Source organism: Chroococcidiopsis sp. SAG 2025 (assembly GCF_032860985.1).
Classification (GTDB): domain Bacteria; phylum Cyanobacteriota; class Cyanobacteriia; order Cyanobacteriales; family Chroococcidiopsidaceae; genus Chroococcidiopsis.
On the sequence record NZ_JAOCNC010000001.1, the window covers coordinates 2,052,403 to 2,071,092 of the forward strand.

At 44.2% G+C, this 18,690-nt stretch carries 19 protein-coding genes and 4 pseudogenes; 13 read left to right on the forward strand and 10 right to left on the reverse strand.

Going from position 1 to position 18,690, the window contains the following annotated elements:
* Positions 1–11 precede the first annotated feature (11 nt).
* Together N4J56_RS09840 and N4J56_RS09845 are read right to left on the reverse strand one after the other, a co-directional pair.
* Positions 12–703 (reverse strand): annotated as a pseudogene (locus N4J56_RS09840) (IS1 family transposase).
* 209 nt (positions 704–912) lie between these two features.
* A pseudogene (locus N4J56_RS09845) lies at positions 913–1,182 on the reverse strand (transposase); the annotation flags it as partial.
* Between the two features lie 104 nt (positions 1,183–1,286).
* On the opposite strand from N4J56_RS09845, the gene N4J56_RS09850 reads away from it, so the two are divergent.
* Positions 1,287–2,093, forward strand: coding sequence for an IS5 family transposase (locus N4J56_RS09850; RefSeq protein ID WP_317104639.1), 807 nt, complete (start codon positions 1,287–1,289; stop codon positions 2,091–2,093).
* Here the strand turns inward: N4J56_RS09850 and N4J56_RS09855 are convergent.
* On the reverse strand, positions 2,056–3,009 hold the full coding sequence (locus tag N4J56_RS09855) for an IS701 family transposase (RefSeq protein WP_317106294.1): 954 nt from the start codon (positions 3,007–3,009) through the stop codon (positions 2,056–2,058). The genes N4J56_RS09850 and N4J56_RS09855 overlap by 38 nt on opposite strands.
* 164 nt (positions 3,010–3,173) lie before the next feature.
* On the opposite strand from N4J56_RS09855, the gene N4J56_RS09860 reads away from it, so the two are divergent.
* The 4 genes and pseudogenes from N4J56_RS09860 to N4J56_RS09880 all read left to right on the forward strand — a co-directional run bounded on the left by N4J56_RS09860 (position 3,174) and on the right by N4J56_RS09880 (position 6,074).
* Positions 3,174–3,865 (forward strand): IS1 family transposase gene (locus tag N4J56_RS09860; protein WP_317104780.1). Its coding sequence is split into 2 segments (ribosomal slippage): positions 3,174–3,498 and positions 3,498–3,865, totalling 693 coding nucleotides; the frame shifts between segments, so codons are not numbered across the junction.
* A gap of 25 nt (positions 3,866–3,890) precedes the next feature.
* Positions 3,891–4,466: pseudogene (locus N4J56_RS09865) on the forward strand (methyltransferase C-terminal domain-containing protein); the annotation flags it as partial.
* Between the two features lie 104 nt (positions 4,467–4,570).
* Positions 4,571–5,415 (forward strand): annotated as a pseudogene (locus tag N4J56_RS40900) (sugar phosphate nucleotidyltransferase).
* 5 nt (positions 5,416–5,420) lie between these two features.
* A complete protein-coding gene (locus tag N4J56_RS09880; protein WP_317106300.1) occupies positions 5,421–6,074 on the forward strand; it encodes a PIG-L deacetylase family protein in 654 nt (217 codons plus the stop codon).
* A gap of 37 nt (positions 6,075–6,111) precedes the next feature.
* Here N4J56_RS09880 and N4J56_RS09885 read toward each other — a convergent pair whose 3' ends face one another.
* From N4J56_RS09885 to N4J56_RS09900, 4 genes are all read right to left on the reverse strand, one after another.
* Positions 6,112–6,699, reverse strand: coding sequence for a CPBP family intramembrane glutamic endopeptidase (locus N4J56_RS09885; protein ID WP_410500462.1), 588 nt, complete (start codon positions 6,697–6,699; stop codon positions 6,112–6,114).
* 40 nt (positions 6,700–6,739) lie between these two features.
* Complete coding sequence (locus tag N4J56_RS09890; RefSeq protein WP_317106303.1) at positions 6,740–7,819, reverse strand: DUF3326 domain-containing protein; 1,080 nt, start codon at positions 7,817–7,819, stop codon at positions 6,740–6,742.
* A gap of 364 nt (positions 7,820–8,183) precedes the next feature.
* Complete coding sequence (locus N4J56_RS09895; protein WP_317106304.1) at positions 8,184–8,354, reverse strand: hypothetical protein; 171 nt, start codon at positions 8,352–8,354, stop codon at positions 8,184–8,186.
* 71 nt (positions 8,355–8,425) lie between these two features.
* Complete coding sequence (locus N4J56_RS09900; RefSeq protein ID WP_106546173.1) at positions 8,426–8,743, reverse strand: 2Fe-2S iron-sulfur cluster-binding protein; 318 nt, start codon at positions 8,741–8,743, stop codon at positions 8,426–8,428.
* Between the two features lie 52 nt (positions 8,744–8,795).
* Between N4J56_RS09900 and N4J56_RS09905 the strand changes: the two genes are divergently transcribed.
* The 5 genes from N4J56_RS09905 to N4J56_RS09925 all read left to right on the forward strand — a co-directional run bounded on the left by N4J56_RS09905 (position 8,796) and on the right by N4J56_RS09925 (position 13,069).
* Positions 8,796–8,927, forward strand: a complete 132-nt coding sequence (locus N4J56_RS09905) for a hypothetical protein (RefSeq protein ID WP_317106305.1) — start codon at positions 8,796–8,798, stop codon at positions 8,925–8,927.
* A gap of 162 nt (positions 8,928–9,089) precedes the next feature.
* Positions 9,090–11,702, forward strand: coding sequence for a bifunctional aconitate hydratase 2/2-methylisocitrate dehydratase (gene acnB / locus N4J56_RS09910; protein ID WP_317106306.1), 2,613 nt, complete (start codon positions 9,090–9,092; stop codon positions 11,700–11,702).
* A 384-nt stretch (positions 11,703–12,086) separates the two neighbouring features.
* Positions 12,087–12,494 carry a hypothetical protein gene (locus tag N4J56_RS09915; RefSeq protein ID WP_317106307.1) on the forward strand — a complete coding sequence of 136 codons (408 nt, stop codon included), beginning with the start codon at positions 12,087–12,089 and terminating at the stop codon, positions 12,492–12,494.
* Between the two features lie 105 nt (positions 12,495–12,599).
* On the forward strand, positions 12,600–12,803 hold the full coding sequence (locus N4J56_RS09920) for a hypothetical protein (protein WP_317106308.1): 204 nt from the start codon (positions 12,600–12,602) through the stop codon (positions 12,801–12,803).
* Complete coding sequence (locus N4J56_RS09925; protein WP_317106310.1) at positions 12,800–13,069, forward strand: type II toxin-antitoxin system RelE/ParE family toxin; 270 nt, start codon at positions 12,800–12,802, stop codon at positions 13,067–13,069. The genes N4J56_RS09920 and N4J56_RS09925 overlap by 4 nt, the downstream gene beginning before the upstream one ends.
* A gap of 35 nt (positions 13,070–13,104) precedes the next feature.
* Here the strand turns inward: N4J56_RS09925 and N4J56_RS09930 are convergent, their stop codons facing one another.
* Complete coding sequence (locus N4J56_RS09930) at positions 13,105–13,362, reverse strand: chlororespiratory reduction protein 7 (protein WP_317106311.1); 258 nt, start codon at positions 13,360–13,362, stop codon at positions 13,105–13,107.
* 97 nt (positions 13,363–13,459) lie between these two features.
* Here N4J56_RS09930 and N4J56_RS09935 point away from each other — a divergent pair, with 97 nt between their 5' ends.
* Positions 13,460–14,443 (forward strand): YegS/Rv2252/BmrU family lipid kinase, encoded by a 984-nt coding sequence (locus N4J56_RS09935; RefSeq protein WP_317106312.1) that lies wholly within the window; start codon positions 13,460–13,462, stop codon positions 14,441–14,443.
* Between the two features lie 4 nt (positions 14,444–14,447).
* On the opposite strand, the gene N4J56_RS09940 is transcribed toward N4J56_RS09935, so the two are convergent.
* The gene (locus N4J56_RS09940) at positions 14,448–15,437 is read right to left on the reverse strand and encodes a zinc-dependent alcohol dehydrogenase family protein (protein ID WP_317106313.1); all 990 of its coding nucleotides are present in this window, start codon (positions 15,435–15,437) and stop codon (positions 14,448–14,450) included.
* Between the two features lie 68 nt (positions 15,438–15,505).
* Positions 15,506–16,402, reverse strand: a complete 897-nt coding sequence (locus N4J56_RS09945; RefSeq protein ID WP_317106314.1) for a DMT family transporter — start codon at positions 16,400–16,402, stop codon at positions 15,506–15,508.
* Between the two features lie 536 nt (positions 16,403–16,938).
* Here N4J56_RS09945 and N4J56_RS09950 point away from each other — a divergent pair.
* Together N4J56_RS09950 and N4J56_RS09955 are read left to right on the forward strand one after the other, a co-directional pair.
* Positions 16,939–17,367, forward strand: a complete 429-nt coding sequence (locus N4J56_RS09950) for a hypothetical protein (protein WP_317106315.1) — start codon at positions 16,939–16,941, stop codon at positions 17,365–17,367.
* 57 nt (positions 17,368–17,424) lie between these two features.
* Positions 17,425–18,585, forward strand: a complete 1,161-nt coding sequence (locus N4J56_RS09955; protein WP_317106316.1) for an ISH3 family transposase — start codon at positions 17,425–17,427, stop codon at positions 18,583–18,585.
* The last annotated feature ends 105 nt before the right edge of the window (positions 18,586–18,690 follow it).

The following is an 18,690-nucleotide window of genomic DNA, read 5'->3' on the forward strand; positions in this document are numbered from 1 at the left end:
AGAGATATGAACTATTGAGGAACTGGAACATTCCAGAATTTGAGATAGTGCAGTAACAATCGAATTGAATATTTCAGCATTTCTTCTGATTTGGAGTAGCACAGTGTCTTTCGATGCAGCCGAGCCAGATAGTGCCTCAGTCTTGTATTTTCGGACTCAACTCTGGTCATATAAGTCTTACTGACAATTTGATCGCCGTCTGGAATAAAACCTGGATAAACACTCCAACCATCCGTAACATAAAAGTAGCACCGCCATTGGGCAACGATCGCCCATAGCGGGGCAAAGGTTTCAGCACTATGGTCGCCCAACGCCCAACCTAAAATCCCTGAAGTGAAGTGATCTACTGCTGTCCACAGCCAGATTTTGTTTTTTTTGCACCGACGAAGGTTTCTAGTTCATCTAGTTCACCGACTTGGGGGACTGTTTCTGGGGCATCAGCATCAGGCAGATTGTTACCTACTTGCTTGAGCCAGTGAATGATTGTCGTATGATGAACACCTTTAACTCGTTCAATTCCTCGAAAACCGATGCCATTCACATACATTTTCAAGCATTCCCGTTTGACTTCATCGCTGTAACCTCTGCATGTTTCATAGTGTTCAATGAATTGTCGCCCACAATCAACACAAATGTGGTTCTGTTTACCTCGCTTGATGCCATTCTTCCGAATATGAGTTGATTGGCACTCTGGACATTGCATCGCAACTTACCTCAATTCATACCTTTATTATGCAATGCCTCAATATTACAGTTGTAGATAAATAGAAGAATGAATTCGCTTTTGGTAATGGTAGTAACGAGCAGTAGCTTGATGAGATCTGCGCCAATAAGACCAACGCAAAACGTGTTCAAGACACCAGAATGTGGGAAACAAGAATCGAGATACCCACCGCTTCATCTCCCAGATACTTAGTCGGACAATAAACCTCGTGCCGCTTTGAACGCAGTTAGACTGCCAGTTGTTACTAGAGGTAAAGGGGGGGTAGAGGAGTGAATAGCAGGCTCACAAGAGTGTCGTAAGACGGTGAGAAATATTTGAGCAGCCAGGACGAGGGTGATGTGTCGATGCCAACCATGCCAGGAACGAACTTCGTACTCTCCTAAACCTAGCTGGTCTTTAGCAAATTTAAAGCACTCCTCAATCCGCCACCTTTGCCCGGCGATTTGAACCATCGTTTCTAGGGTAGTATCGCTCTTAGCAAATACTTGATAGTAGCTGACGCGAGGATCTTCAGGGTGTTCTAGAGGGTGTTATGAACTTTTAGGATCGCTAGAGTAGGAATATGGAAAGAAAAGCATATCCTACTGATGTCAGTGATGACGAGTGGACATTTGTTGCCCCTTATCTTACTTTGATGAGCGAAGAAGCACCGCAACGAGAACATAGTCTCAGGGAAGTGTTTAACGGGTTGCGTTGGCTGGTTCGCTCTGGTGCCTCTTGGCGCATGATGCCGCATGACCTTCCGCCTTGGGCAGCAGTTTATCAGCAAACTCAACGGTGGATTGATGCAGGAGTATTTGAGGCAATTGTAGACGACCTCCGAACACTACTGCGGTTGGCTGCCGGACGCAAGGAGACCCCAACTGCGGTGATTCTCGACAGTCGCACCCTACAGTCAACCCCTGAAAGTGGAGGACGAGCTGGGTATGACGGTGGTAAACGCAAGAAGGGCAGCAAGGTACATGTTGCAGTTGATACTCTGGGACATTTGTTAGGACTGGTAGTGACCCCTGCGAACGAACAAGACCGCTCCCAGGTACAGGAACTTGCTCAACAAGTGCAAGAAATTACTGGTGAGACGGTGGAAATTGCCTTTGTGGATCAAGGGTATACCGGAGAACAAGCCGCTCAGGAGGCTGCCGTAGAAGGTATCCAATTGGAAGTCGTCAAACTACCAGAAGCCAAGAAGGGATTTGTTTTACTTCCTCGCAGGTGGGTAGTGGAGCGAAGTTTTGCGTGGACTGGGCGCTTTCGGCGCTTAACAAGAGATTATGAACGTTTAGCACAGACATTAGTTGGTTTTCATTTTGTTGCCTTTGCCGTCATAATGCTCAGGCGATTTGTAGATTTGGTAAGGCAAAGTGCATAACACGCTCTAGAGAGCGGCGGAACAATAACCAACGTTGAAAACCATCTGATCTGTCACAATTAACTGGCACTTTCGCCCAGTCATAGTATCTTTCTCCCTTACTGCCAGCTCCACAGCTAAGACGTTGCCACAGCTGGCTGTCCGGCTGAGGTAACAGTTCTTGGGCTTGATAACGTTGCCAGCCAATAACTACAGGCTGCTTCTTGCTGACCGTGAGTATATACGGTTGTTTAGCAGTCTTTTCCAGCCACCACCACAATGAACCATCGTTGCCATAAACCTCATCAGCAACAAACCAGGCGGGACGTATTCCGTCTTTAAAAGCTGATTCCAACATCTGTTGTGCTAGTTGAGGTTTAGTCGCAAATGTGATTGATTTTGGAACTGCTCCCTTCTTACGTTTGCTTTGATCTTCACTCCATGTGCGCGGTAGATACAAACGGCGATCGATCAACGTATGTCCTTTGTCGCTAATGTAGGACATGAACACACCTACCTGGCAATTCTCCAAATGTCCAGTTGTGCCATAATACTGCACCTGTACGCCTACTGACTGCTCTCCTTGCTTCAGAAAACCTGTTTCATCAATTGCCAAAATATCTGTTTCACTCTTCAAATGCTCCACTGCATACTTTCTAATTTCTGCACACACTGCGTCCGCGTTCCACTGCGCCCGTCCTAGTAAATGTTGGAAGCGATAGGGATTGCTATACCCTACCTGTTCTGCCATTTGCCATCCATTCTTCCGCTCAACTGGGCTTAGTAGTGCCTGGATATAGTCATACGCTGCAAGACGTGCTTCAGAACGAGCGAAGTGCTTTCCCAGTTTTTGCTGAAACGCTTTCAATCTACTGCTCCATTGGGAGAGCGCTTCTAATGCAACACCTGTTAAAAACACGTTGGATGTATCAAGCATTGCTAAACTGTATTTCCTTACAAATCTAGTTTAGCTTATCTACAACTGTAATATACTGGGCAAGTACCGAGTTCGAGCTATTTGTGCAAAATTTGCACAAACTTGAGGATACTTGCAAAAACAGGGGCATTGCATAATAGAGGTATGAATTGAGGTAAGTTGCGATGCAATGTCCAGAGTGCCAATCAACTCATATTCGGAAGAATGGCATCAAGCGAGGTAAACAGAACCACATTTGTGTTGATTGTGGGCGACAATTCATTGAACACTATGAAACATGCAGAGGTTACAGCGATGAAGTCAAACGGGAATGCTTGAAAATGTATGTGAATGGCATCGGTTTTCGAGGAATTGAACGAGTTAAAGGTGTTCATCATACGACAATCATTCACTGGCTCAAGCAAGTAGGTAACAATCTGCCTGATGCTGATGCCCCAGAAACAGTCCCCCAAGTCGGTGAACTAGATGAACTAGAAACCTTCGTCGGTGCAAAAAAAACAAAATCTGGCTGTGGACAGCAGTAGATCACTTCACTTCAGGGATTTTAGGTTGGGCGTTGGGCGACCATAGTGCTGAAACCTTTGCCCCGCTATGGGCGATCGTTGCCCAATGGCGGTGCTACTTTTATGTTACGGATGGTTGGAGTGTTTATCCAGGTTTTATTCCAGACGGCGATCAAATTGTCAGTAAGACTTATATGACCAGAGTTGAGTCCGAAAATACAAGACTGAGGCACTATCTGGCTCGGCTGCATCGAAAGACACTGTGCTACTCCAAATCAGAAGAAATGCTGAAATATTCAATTCGATTGTTACTGCACTATCTCAAATTCTGGAATGTTCCAGTTCCTCAATAGTTCATATCTCTATTCAGCAACGCCTTCTTACCTTTCATTCCTCACGGTTGAGAAAGTTTTTGCTACCCACGAACTGACTATTTTTAATGTAGAACAGTTGTCAACTCATGGCGGTTCTCTCAGAATTTATGTTAGTCATGCGGAAGACATGTCAAAATCAATTAGTCAACAGGTGAAGGCGTTAAGATCTGAAGAGAAAGCTGCTGGATTTACAACTCTAGAGCATTATTTCTCTTTTGCCCAAAAGGTTAAAGAAACCAAGTTTAAGCTATTAGATTTTTTAATTACAGCGAAAAGACAAGGCAAATCTGTTGTTGGTTATGGCGCTCCAGGCAAAGGCAACACGCTCTTGAATTTTTGTGGAATCCGCACGGTTTTTATCAATTATACAGTCGATCGCAGTTCTTTTAAACAAGGTAAGTTATTACCAGGAACTCGCATTCCTATCTTTAACCCCAACAAAATTTTGGAGACAAAGCCAGACTATCTTTTAATTTTGCCTTGGAATCTTCAGGATGAAATTATGGAGCAAATGGCATATATTCGCGATTGGGGTGGTAAGTTTGTTGTACCAATACCTGAAGTAACTGTCTATGCTTAGTTATTTGGTAATTGGTAATTGATAATTGGTAGATGGTATTTACACGACTTGCTACCTTATGACTCAGTTTAAATCTACTCCGACAAAAATCAGGAGAGTATATTATGAAAGTTGTTTTATTTTGCGGTGGTTTAGGAACGCGATTGAGAGAAGCTGCTGCAAATTTACCTAAACCAATGGTTCATATTGGCTACCGACCGATTTTATGGCATATTATGAAGTATTATGCCTACTACGGGCATAAAGATTTTATTTTGTGCCTTGGCTACAAAGCTGATGCTATAAAGAACTATTTTTTACATTACAATGAATGTTTATCTAACGACTTTACATTATTGAATGGTGGAAAAACTATTCAACTATCCAATAGCGATATCGAAGATTGGAAAATAACTTTTGTCGATACAGGCTTGCATTCTAGTATTGGGCAAAGGTTTAAAGCGGTAGAAAAGTATCTGGAAGGTGAAGAGGTATTTTTAGCAAATTATAGCGATGGGTTGACCGATCTGAATCTACCAAGATTCATTGATGATTTTTATCAAAAAGTAGGGTAGCTTGTTTTTTGTGTGTCAAGCCTTCTCATAGCTTTCACCTTGTTTCTACTACAGAAGATGGTTTAGTCAACGATATTAAAGATGTGAAAGAAGCAGGAATTCGGATTAATGGAGGATATTTTCTTTTTAAACGAGAGATTTATCAATACATTAATGAAGGTGAGGAGTTAGTTTGCGAGCCATTTCAAAGATTGATGAAGTTGAATCAGCTAACGGCATATAAATATGATGGTTTTTGGGCGTGCATGGATACCTTCAAAGAACAGCAGCAGTTAGACGATTTGTATTGCCAAGGGAAAGCACCTTGGCATGTATGGAAATCCACTCAGTCAGAATATTGCTGGGAAACAAATGAATCGAAAACATTCAATCTAGCATATCAGATTGGGAGATAGACTGAATGCTTAAATTCAACTTTGAGGAGAAAAGCGATTCGCATTATAATATCCTGTGTTTGGGAGCGCACTGCGATGATATTGAAATTGGGTGTGGAGGTACGATTTTAAAACTGATAGAAAAATATCAGAACCTTGCATTTTATTGGGTGATATTTAGCTCAAATTCGCAAAGGGAAAAAGAGGCTTATGAGAGTGCTAAACAATTTTTGAAAGGTGCGGAAATAAAAAAGATTGCGATCGCAAATTTCCGAGATGGATTTTTGCCTTTCATCGCGATTGAAGTTAAAGAACTTTTTGAGAGCTTAAAACAAGAATTCCAGCCCGATCTGATTTTGACTCATTACCGTAACGACATACATCAAGATCATCGATTAATTTCCGATTTAACTTGGAATACCTTCAGAAATCATCTAATTTTAGAATACGAAATTCCCAAGTATGATGGCGATCTCGGTATACCTAATTTCTTTGTTCATTTAGAGCCAACAATTTGCCAGCATAAAACCCACTTAATTCTCAGTAGTTTTCAGTCTCAAATAGAAAAGCAGTGGTTTACCGAAGAAACCTTTTTATCAATTTTAAGAATCCGCGGAATTGAATCGAATGCGCCAGAAAAATACGCAGAGGCTTTTTACTGTCGTAAAGTCGTTTTTTGAGGTAAAATGGAGGGAAAGCACAACTGTACGCTCCTATTTACGAATTAGATTGTCCTACCTTCCAGAGATAACTAGAAATCAAATTCGTGAATGTATGCGCCACAATTGGGACTAACAAATTATGCGTGACTACAGCACTGAATCCTAGCAATGCACCTACTATAGTTGCCCAAACAACATAAGACCATTGTTCAGACCCACTCAGATGTAAAGCACCGAAGCACAGACTTGATAGGGCAATACCAGTAGCATTCAAGCCAAGTGCTGGTAGCATGACACCCCGAAATAATAATTCTTCACTCAGCCCTGGTAATAATCCTACCCAGATAATGTCTGGTAGTAACAATGGCTTGAGTACAAATTCTAGATAGAAATCCGAACTACGACGATATGCGGGCCACAATCGATAAACTACAAAGCTAGCAGAAGTAATAATCAGCCCTAGACCAATGCCTGTAAGTATCGATATAGCATCCCAACTAACACTTAAGAGGGTCACTGAGCCAAATCTTAACCAGAGTTTTGCAATGAGTAAAAAGACTACAGCAGTCACACCCATCAACATGAGAATTTGGGTGCGTGACAAAGGTTGAATACTCGGATCTTGCTGCTGACTCACGGAAATGGCGGGGCGGTTAGGGGTTAGTGATAGTATAGGGCTACGGCTAGTAATCTGTGGTAGATAAGCAATGTAAATTTGCGATCGCCCCACTGAGGGTAGTTGGGTTAACACCTGCTTTGTGGGCAGCTATAACACCAATTGCCTCCAAATAAGAGTTTACTGCGATCGCTTTAATTCCCAGAGGTGCAGGTGGCACTTGCATGGTGGTTTGATTTTCTGCCACAGTAATAATTTGTGTTTGGGATTGACTCAAACTGAGGACGGCGCTACTACCGCAAGCCGTGGCGGGGATGATCGCAGCATCCACCTGATGCGCCCAAATATCCTGTAGAGATGTTACATGTAACGTCTCTACAGAATTAACCACAAATTGAGGGGCGCGACTTAACCCAACTAAAACGCTAGGCAAAAATGTATATCCCAATTCTTCCGCCGCCGAACGGGGAGACAAATCGGGATCGAGGGGTAAAGGTGATAACGCGGGAGAATGGGCGCAGGGAATTTGAAAAGTTTTGACAATTAAATGGCTGATAATCGCTTCCGCACCCGCTAGCGGATCGACTCCCTGCCCGTGGCGATAGTTTTGCAACGCCTCGCTACCAATATCATCAGGGAAACGGGCAACCACTGCGATCGCTTCTGCCCCAGCTTTACTTATCAATACTTCTGCCGCCCGTAACAAGCTATCGGGATTGCCAATTGTTCCCCAACTCGCCCCAGAAGCAGCAGTCCGCAATTCCACATTCAAGGGTGCATCAGTAATAACATAGTCGGTTAAATTTAACCCCAAAGTTGCCCTAGCCGCATCCGCAGCTTGGAGATGTCGCAATCGTAGATCTGCTTCTATTCCTTTGTCAAGAATTAAACCTATGCGATTTTGATGTACGGGATGTAAGCCCCAGCATCCCGCTGCGAATTTGTCAAGACCGTAGCCTTCAACATAGAAAGCATTAGGTAAAGACCAATATAATTGTGCGCCATTGAGAACATTAGGGTGAGTAATAAGGCGATCGCATACCGAAGCGAGTGTCCTAGCAACGGGCATCGCATCACCAGCATAACCACCAATAGCTGCCCCAATGCCAGTAGGGACGATTAAGAGGGCTGTGTAGGGACGATTCATATAAAGTCAAAAGTCAAAAGTCAAAAGTTAAAAGTCAAAAATTCGTAGGGTTTGTAGGGGCGGGTTTAGCTAGAATCCTTACCAATTAACGAAGATGATTATCCAAAACCCGCCCTGACAACCGTGAACAATTCGTAGGGGCGGGTTTAGCTAGAATCCTTACCAATTCACAAAGATTGCGATCCAAAACCCGCCCTGACAACCGTGAACAATTCGTAGGGGCGGGTTTTTAGAAGATCCCAGTAACAGAACAAATAACTGTTTTGGTAAACCCGCCCTTACACAAGTCAAAAGTCAAAATTGAGTAGCCTGTGGTTGTAATTTGAATTGTATTATCTCCCTGATAACTGATAACTGACAACTGTTAACTGACCACAACTGCTTCGACAATAGCTTTTTGACGGGCGAGATCTACGCTAGTAATTGCCCACCGTAAGGGTTCTCCAGACAAGCGTAATTCTGTCTCAATTGCTTGCAGTAGTTGGGCTAGCGTTTCTTGAAAATCGATTTCTAGAGTAACGAATTGAGTTGTCATGGGAGTAGGGAGGGGGAGTCGGAAAAGTCAGAACTATAGTTTTGACTTTTAACTTTTGACTTTTGACTTTTCTACGGTTTTCCAAACTGCAAATCGTATAACTCGTCTTCTTTTTCCGTTTCAATCTTCAAATCGGAACGGGGACGGGCAACACATAGCAAGACATACCCTTGTTGCTGAAGTTCGGGACTCACTCCCATTCCATCACTTTGATCGACAGTTCCCTCTAGAATTTTTCCAGCGCAGGTGGTACACACCCCTGCATTACAAGAACTCGGCAAATCCAGCCCAGCAGCAGTAGCAGCCCGTAAAATGATTTTGTCTTCTGGGACTTGGATCGTGTGAGTTTCGCCTTGGTGGTGAATTTGAACCGTGTAAGTTTGAGACATATGTTAAAGTTAGGGCGATCGCAAGCTCGAACGCAACATCAGCTATTGTAAATTGCTCACCAGTTATTTTATCTTGTCCGATCGGGTTTCTAACGAATGGTCATTTGTCATTCGTCATTTGTCATTCGTCATTGGTAAGAAGGTAGTGCGTGAAATACTCCCGACTCCCGTACGGGCGGGTTAATCGCAGAATTATTCGTTCTAGTATCAGGTATCCTCAAAAAACCCGCCCCTACGACTCCCGACTCTTCAGTGATAACTGTTAACTGATAACTGATAACTGTCTCTTGCTAGCACTAAGCTGGAAGTAGGAGTAAAAATACTGGAGATCTTAAAGAGGTAGAGAATGCTGGAACAATATCGGCAGCAAGTGGCAGAACGCGGGGCGCTAGGTATTCCGCCGTTACCATTGGATGCGGAACAGACATCGGATTTGTGCGAATTGCTGAAACATCCACCCGCTGGGGAAGAGGAGACATTGCTGCACCTGTTGCGCGATCGCATTCCTCCTGGTGTCGATCCGGCGGCTTATGTGAAGGCTGGGTTTTTAACGGCTGTGGCTAAGGGTAACGTGACGAGTCCCCTTGTTTCCCCTACTGATGCGATCGCTTTATTGGGGACAATGGTAGGCGGTTATAACGTGCGATCTCTGATCGATTTACTCAGTGCTGAGGCGACTTTGGCTGCTGCTGCTGCCAAGGCTTTGAGTAAGATCGCTCTAGTCTATGAGTCCTACCACGATGTTCTGGATTTGTCAAGTGAAGGCAATCCTTACGCTAAGCAGGTAGTTGATTCTTGGGCAAATGCTGAATGGTTCACTTCTCGCCCGACTTTACCTGAAGCTATTACCGTAACTGTGTTTAAAGTGCCTGGGGAGACGAACACGGACGATTTATCTCCTGCCCCCCATGCTACCACTCGCCCTGATATTCCCCTTCACGCCTTGGTGATGTTGGAATCGCGGCAACCTGGTAGCTTAGAAACAATTGCCCAGTTAAAGCAAAAAGGACATCCTGTAGCTTACGTTGGCGATGTTGTCGGTACGGGTTCTTCTCGTAAGTCGGCGATTAACTCGGTGTTGTGGCATATCGGTCAAGATATTCCCTGCATTCCCAACAAGCGGGCAGGGGGGTATATTTTAGGAAGTGCGATCGCGCCGATTTTCTTCAATACTGCTGAGGATGCGGGTGCATTGCCAATTCAGTGCGATGTCACCCAGATGGAAACGGGTATGGTAACTACTATTCATCCTTATAAAGGGGAAATTACCAACGAAGCAGGCGAAGTTATCTCTACCTTCACGCTCAAACCCGACACTATTTTAGATGAAGTGCGTGCAGGCGGACGCATCCCTTTGCTCATTGGACGTACCCTTACCGATAAAACTCGCACGGCATTGGGATTAGAACCGAGTCCTATCTTTACTCGTCCCAGACAACCAGCCGATACGGGTAAAGGCTATACGCTAGCACAGAAGATGGTGGGTAAAGCCTGCGGTTTGCCTGGTGTGCGTCCTGGGACTTACTGCGAACCGATCATGACTACTGTTGGTTCTCAGGATACCACGGGACCCATGACCCGCGACGAGTTGAAAGAACTTGCATGTTTGGGTTTCAGTGCTGACTTGGTAATGCAAAGTTTCTGTCACACGGCAGCTTATCCCAAACCAGTTGATGTGAAAGTTCACCACGAACTCCCCGATTTCATGTCTTCTCGCGCTGGCGTTGCCTTGCGTCCTGGGGATGGTATCATTCACTCTTGGCTGAACCGGATGCTGTTACCCGATACTGTGGGGACTGGTGGCGATTCTCACACCCGCTTTCCTTTGGGAATTTCCTTTCCTGCTGGTTCTGGATTGGTAGCGTTTGCGGCGGCTTTAGGTGTCATGCCTTTGGATATGCCAGAATCTGTGTTAGTAAGATTCAAAGGTGAGTTGCAACCTGGAATAACGCTGCGGGATATTGTCAATGCAATTCCCTATGTTGCGATTCAAAAAGGATTGTTGACGGTAGCCAAACAGAATAAGAAAAACATCTTTTCTGGACGGATTATGGAAATCGAAGGCTTGCCAGATTTAAAAGTCGAACAAGCTTTTGAACTCACCGATGCGACAGCAGAAAGATCCTGCGCGGGTTGTACCATCAAGTTGAGTATCGAAACTGTTTCCGAATATTTGCGTTCCAACATCGCGCTGATGAAAAATATGGTAGCGCGGGGATATCAAGATGCTAAAACTATCATGCGTCGTGTTGCCAAGATGGAAGAATGGTTAGCAAATCCCGTCTTGATGGAAGGCGATGCTGATGCGGAGTATGCGGAAGTTATCGAAATTGATTTGAACGAAATCAAGGAACCAATTGTTGCTGCACCCAACGATCCTGATCACGTGAAGTTGTTATCGGAAGTAGAAAACGATCCGGTACAGGAAGTTTTTGTTGGTTCTTGTATGACCAATATCGGTCATTATCGGGCAACGGCGAAAGTATTAGAAGGTGCTGGCGCTGTGAAAACCCGTTTGTGGATTTGTCCGCCTACCCGTATGGATGAAAAGCAACTCAAAGAAGAGGGGGTTTACGGTGTATTTGGTGCAGCTGGCGCGAGAACAGAAATGCCTGGTTGCAGTTTATGTATGGGGAATCAGGCGCGAGTTGAAGATGGCGTGACTGTGTTTTCTACCTCTACGCGAAACTTCAATAATCGCATGGGTAAAGATGCTCAAGTTTACCTTGGTTCAGCAGAATTAGCTGCTGTTTGTGCGTTACTCGGTCGTTTGCCTTCCGTACAGGAATACATGGACATTGTGGCGCATAAAATTCATCCTTTTGCAGGCGATTTGTATCGATATTTAAACTTCGACCAAATTGCAGGTTTTGCGGATGAAGGAAGGGTAATTCCCCTAGAAGAAATGCCTCGAATTGAGGACATTTTAGGAATGCCTATAGCTGCTAGTAAGTCATAATAATAGGGTGGGCATTGCCCACCTTATATTTTTACTATTTAGTTTTGAATTAGTTTTAAAATCAATTGTATATAGATGAAGAAAAAGAACGTAAATAATCGATGGTTTAGATTTAGTCCCGATTCCCCGTAAAGCAATTATCGATCTCCATCTGTGAAAATAAATTTTCAAAAATATAGTTTTGTCTTTACATTGGGAGAACTGAGTCTTTCTCACCAAATCTTATTTTGTGCTTCTATCTGTGAAAGAATTTTACCCTTGTATGTAAGCATTGATTTTGAAGATAACTTCAATCACCAAACTTTTCCAATTCTTAGAAAGACTTTAGATTTTATATAGTTAGAACCAGCAAGAGGAAGTTTTGACCGAGATAAGTTACAAAATTTGCTAATTTCTTGTCAAAAAATAACTACTGACATTGAAGAGAACGAACTATGCACCACGGAAGAAAATACTGCTCCTTACGTAATATCCTCAACTCTGGAACTTGCTTTGACAGGAAATATAGGTCATCTAAAGCAGGTAGTTCTTAACGGACATAGTGTTTTATGGTATGCCCTTAATTACCAGATGGAACGAGAGGAAGAAATTGCTGGAGACGACCGTTGGGAGAGTAAAAGTTTAGAGGAACACTGTGACATTATAGAAAGTCATTATTTAACAAAACGTGAGATGCAAAAAGAGATGGATGATTGGTTTGCTCTTAAAAATACTTCAAAATTGACACCAGAATTTATCGATCGGTTTTGTGCAGCATCCCTTCTAGGCGGTAAAGGCATACTTGACTCTTAAAATCCGAAATCTATCGCTATTTTCCTTAAGAGCGATCGCACTCTCCTCTCGATAACCGCGATCGCGTTACACTATACATCATGTAAGTAAAAGCCAAAACCCCAGATGAAAGCTGAAGAATATCCATTTGCTAAAGAACTAATTACCGATGCTGAAGGTAAAATATCTCAAGTAGTCATAGATTTCTGTGATTATCAACGACTTTTAGAAGCAATTGAAGATGAAGGGTTGGCTCTTGCCATGATGGAAGTCAAAGATGAAACACCACTAAGTTTACATGATGCACTTGCTGAACTTGATAAAGAGTGAAAACACAATATCAATCTAGCTTTATTAAAGATCTCAAAGTAATTAAAAGTACGCCTTTTTATGCAACTATCCGAGCAATTGTATTTGAGGAAATACCAAATCTCTCAAGTCTTGCAGAAATTAGGAATTTGAAAAAGTTAAAGGGATATGAAAACACTTATCGAATTAGGATAGGTGACTATCGTATAGGCTTCATATTTGATGGAGAAACAATTATTTTTGCTCGCGTTCTACACCGTAGAGAAGTCTATCGCTATTTTCCGTAAGCGCGATCGCACCCCTACCTCTACAACTGCGATCGCTACTTTTCCAACCGCACGGCGTACCACTGCAAAAACTGCCCTGGTTCTAAATCTAAATCGCAACTCGTATCGATTAAATATTTCGCTTGAGCTTCGATAGAGTTGAACTTTTGCAACTCTGGAGGTAAATTTTGTTGCCTTTGACTCAAAACACCTTTAAGTTTTTCTAACAATTCGGCAGATGTAAGAAATTGTTCCGGCTGGTTCGGTTCTAGAACAACAAAATGGTCTTCTTGATACATTAAGGGGTCTGTCATAAATTAATTGTAACCTAGGATATAGTGACAAAATGCGTGTTTCAGCTGCTAGTTTAAAAGAAAACGCAACTATCTGAGTGCCGAATCGGAAGATTTTATGACCCGAAAGACAGCTTGCCTAGTATTTAACCCTGTTGCAGGTCAAAGTAACCCCGAACAAGATTTAGCGCAAATTAGAGAGTTACTAGAACCGGAGTTTGACCTAGATATTCGGATGACAACAGCAGAAATGGATGCAGATGAAATCGCCAGAGAAGCGATCGCAGATGGGGCAAAAGTTCTTATTGCATCTGGCGGTGACGGGACTCTTTCGGCGGCGGCTAGTGCTGTAGTAGAAACGGATATTCCCTTGGGTGTCATTTCTCGCGGTACGGCTAACGCCTTCGCCGCAGCTTTGGAACTACCAGACACAATAGAAGCTGCTTGTCAGATGATTTTAGGGGGAGTAACGCGCAAAGTTGATGCCGCAATGTGCAACGATCGCCCGATGGTATTATTAGCTGGCATTGGGTTTGAGGCAGAAACGGTAGAAAAAGCAGATCGTCAGGCGAAAAAGCGATTTGGAATGCTAGCTTATGTCATGGCTGGACTGCAACAGTTGCGCGAATTGGAAAGCTTTACAGCAGAAATTGAGACAGAAGACAGAATTATCAACGTCACGGCTGCTGCAATTACCGTAGCCAACGCCGCACCACCTACCTCGGTCTTAGCTCAAGGTCCAGACGGAGTAGTATTTGATGACGGACTATTAGATGTTACCGTAGTTTCTTCTACAACTCGTGCAGGGGCGATCGCAGCTTCTTTTCACTTACTCTCTACAGCTTTAAACGAGAATGCAGCCGAACGAGATGACGTAGGATATTTACGCGCCGAACGAGTCAAAATTCGCACCGATCCGCCCCAAAAAGTTGTTTTAGATGGCGAAATCATTGGTGAGACACCTATCGATGTCAAATGCATTCCAGATGGACTGACGATTTTTGTCCCAAAGGAAGCAGCCCCACCCTCAGGCGCAGAAAAGCTGGAAGGACTACCAGATTTGATTGTGGAAAATAAAGTTGTGGTGGGGTTTGCGGATTAAAAACTTACACTTCCAACACAATTTTCCCGACGGCTTGACCGGATTCGGCATAACTGTGGGCTTCTGCGACTTCGGAGAAGCGGAAGGATTTGGGATCGAGTAAGGGGCGGATTATGCCTTGGTCTACGAGTTTGGCGACGTTGAAGAGGACTTTGCCATGTTCGGCTCGTTGAGTGCCGTATAACATACGTAGAAGCATGAAAACGACGTGTAAAGTGAGTCCGTTGGCATGGAGGGGGCTGAGGTCGTGGGTAGAACGGGTAGAGATGGAAACTACTGTACCGTGCATTGCTGCCGCAGCGAAAGAGCGATCGAGGTTGTCTTTACCAACTGTATCGAAAACTACGTCAAAACCTTTGCCTGAAGTGTGTTCTGCTACGTATTCTTCTACGGTTTGCTGACGATAATTGATGGCAACATCTGCTCCCAAATCGCGGGCGATCGCCTTTTTCTCCTCATTAGAAACTGTAGTATAGACTTTTGCCCCCGCCCATTTTGCCAGTTGGATGCCAATATGACCGACTCCTCCAGTTGCAGCATGAACTAGTACTTTTTGCCCTGGCTGGATTTTGGCGCGATAAATTAAACTTTCCCAGGCTGTAATTGCTACCAAAGGAAGGGCAGCAGATTCTTTCATTGAAAGAGATTTCGGCTTTAATGCCAGTAAATCGGCATCGGCTAACATATATTCTGCCAAAGCACCACCCATACCTTTAAATCCGCCCGCACAGCCGTAAACTTCATCCCCAGGTTTAAAAGTGGTGACTCCTTCCCCCACTGCTTCAACTATCCCTGCGACATCTCCATGCAACACGGCAGGAAATTCAGGCGCGATCGCGGGCATGGCTCCCCGTCGCAGTTTAAAATCAACTGGATTGACGCTGGTAGCTGCAACTCGAATCAAAACATGACCAGGAATAACTTCTGGTTTGGGTAGTTCTATAGTTTGGAAGACGCTTGGTTCGCCGAATTGGGCGATCGCTTGGACTTGCATGGTGGATAATTGGTAGTTGGTAATAGGTAGTTAGTATGAGTTTATAAGTACTAATGTGCTTTTGACTTTTAACTTTTGACTTTTGACTTCCTACCTAATGCCACCGTCATCACTACTATAGTTGCAGCTGCCAAAGTAATAGGAGTAATTGTCTCACCGAGTAAGAAAGCTGAGGCGAAAATTGTCAAAAATGGCTGCAAAAGTTGAACTTGTCCGACTCTGGCGACACCACCTAAAGCCAGTCCGCGATACCAAGGGAAAAAGGCAAGCAATTGACTGATGATACTGACATAAGCAAATCCCATCCAAGCAGCAGGGGAAGCGGTTAATCCATGTTGATAAACTGCGATCGCGGTTGGTATGACTAACATTGGTGCTGTAAACACTAATGCCCAACAAATCACTTGCCAGCCGCCTAAATCTTTTGCTAATCGTCCCCCTTCGGCATAACCTACAGCCGCAGCTAAACCCGCGCCAAGTAAAACCAAATCTGCCCAGTGCATTTGTCCTGCACCCGAAATGATGGCAAATAGGACGACGGTTACACTACCAGCAATACTGGCAATCCAGAAACCGAAACTGGGGCGTTCTCCTAATCGCCATGCACCTGCTAATGCCGTTGCTAAAGGCATCAGTCCTAGAACAACTCCGCCGTGGGCAGCTGGTAGCTGTTGCATTGCCCAAGCTGAGAGTAGGGGAAATCCTAAAACGACTCCGGCAGCGACAATCGCTATACTTTTCCAGTAACGGCGCTTGGGTAAGGGTTGACGAGTTGTTCGTAAAACCAACATTGCCAAAAATGCTGCGACAATCGCCCTGCCTAAACCAACAAAATTAGGGTCGAAATCGGTGACGGCGGCGCGAGTTGCTGGTAATGTCAGGCTAAAGCCGAATACGCCCACAAAGCCATATATCAATCCCAACAATTCAGGATCGATGCCGCGAATTTTTTGATTTTGTTTCACCCTTGCAACTTCCTCTTTCTTGGCGCACCACAGGGAATACTTTCAGGTTTAGCCAGTAAAAAGCGATCGCGGAAGGTACGGATTGAGTAGATTTGTCCTAGTACAGTGACATTTTACGTTTTTCTACTAAATCAGATTATCGAGCGTGTCTGAAATAACAAAATATATAACGATTTCTAAGAGTTGTTTAAAATATGCCGTTTAGAATTTATAGTTTTATATTTCTCTTGTTTGGAGCTTTTTTAATTTGGCGAAGCTTTCGCGTACTTGATCTTTTTGGGTGGCTGCTTATTTCGTTGGTTACATACTACCAGTTTCGTTGGGTTAGTCCATTATTTGTAACTCGGGGAAGGCGGCTAGTCAAAATATTTAATCTCGCCCAGCTAGGAGAAATTAAATACGCTTCAATTCGCTCTCCTCATTGGGTAGACACGGCTAACAGCCTGTTATTCATTCCAGACGAGAAAGTCTTTTTTCCCGATTCCAAAAATGCTTTTGTACTTGAACTAGAAACGTAACAAACCCACTGGAAACCCATGAATGAAGTGAATTTAGACGAATTTAAGCCCTTAACACATCTGAGTCCTGGCTATACAGAGCAGCAAAACAATGTAAGTATTTACTATGCATCTCCTTCAAAAGAGGGGTTGAGAATCGAGTGTAGTACCATTGGCTTTAGCCTACCAATTATAAGTTATTATTTTGCTTTTCCCTGTGGTAGCTCTCACGGCTGGAGATGGACAAAGCGTTACTTTACCTGGAAGCTAGCAGTTGTTAGATCCACATCCACTGCAGTCTTAGTAGAGCTAAACAAAATAATTTTTAATGACGATGAATTGCGATATGACTCCAAAGTTACAAGCGCGTGGGTCATGGATGGAAAGTTTTTGGTAATTCACGCAGATAGGCACGTTTTCCTACTCGGTTCTTTCAACCCGACTACATCTATCCCACAAACTCAGTAGATCGAAAATTCTCCAAGAAAGGGGTAGAGTCAGGCAAGCATTGATCAAAGTTGAGCCATGACCCTGTCATCCCCATCCCCATTATCTGCTGCCCCGGCGCTGACTGATGAAGCTACCTTGAATGCAGCATTGGATTGTCTGCTGGAGCATTTGACAATTCCGACTCAAGGAGATTGCAACCCGCAAACAATATTTCAAGTCTTGATTCGAGCGGCAAGCAAGCAGGACAGCATCGAACACACAACCCAACAACTGACGGGAGTGCCGACCGGAAACACGATGCGTTATCATCTGGACAAGTTGGATGAGATGCAGGGTCTGGAAGCGCAACTGAATCAGGCATTACAAAGCCGAGTACCACCCCGCATTGCCAGAGGCAAGCAACGCCTGGCGATCGACTTACATTTGATTCCATACTACGGCAATCCAACTCCAGCCGAGCAACCTTACATCTATCGTTCTCAAGCCAAATTGGGCACTACCTCGTTCTTCGCCTACGCAACTGTTTATGTGATTGCTCGAAACAAGCGTGTTACGTTGGCAGTTCATGCAGTGCATCGACAAGAAACGTTAGTGGCAACCTTGACGTATCTGCTAGCAGCCCTTTCGCCCCTGCGACTGGGAATCAAACGTCTGTATCTCGACCGAGGATTTTTCTGTGTTCCAGTAATTCGCTGGCTCAAAGCGCTCAACCTCCCGTTTATCATGCCTGCCATCATTCGGGGCAAAAAAGGTGGCACTCGGCAGCTGCTGAAAGGGCGCAAGAGCTACTTCACGACCTACAGGTTGAGTGGCTCCTATGGAGCAGTCGAGTGCAACATGGGCGTGGTCTGTCGCTACCAACGGGGGCAGCGGGGACGACGAGGGATTCAGTATTTGGTTTATGCCGTCCACGGCATCAAACTTGCCCTGTCTACATTGCATCATAATTATCGCTCTCGCTTTGGCATTGAAACCAGTTACCGAAGCAAGAATCTTTGCCGGATTCGTACCACTACCAAAAATCCGGTTGTGCGTCTATTATTCGTGGCATTGGCATTTGTGTTAGTCAATTTGTGGGTCTATTTGCGCTGGCATTTTGTTAGTCGCAGCCGTTTCGGCCCACGTCTGGTTTATCAGCATTTATTTCCCCTTAAAACGATGCTGGAATTCTTATGCCATGCGGTGGAACACCATTTTCCAGTGGTTCGAGCCGTTTTTTTACCCTTGACCAAGTAAACTTATCGATCTACTGAAACTACCGCAATAAGTCCATAATCTCTATCTTGCGCCTGCGCCCCCATATAAAAACAGAACTGCGATCGCACGCAAGTCTAGCATCCT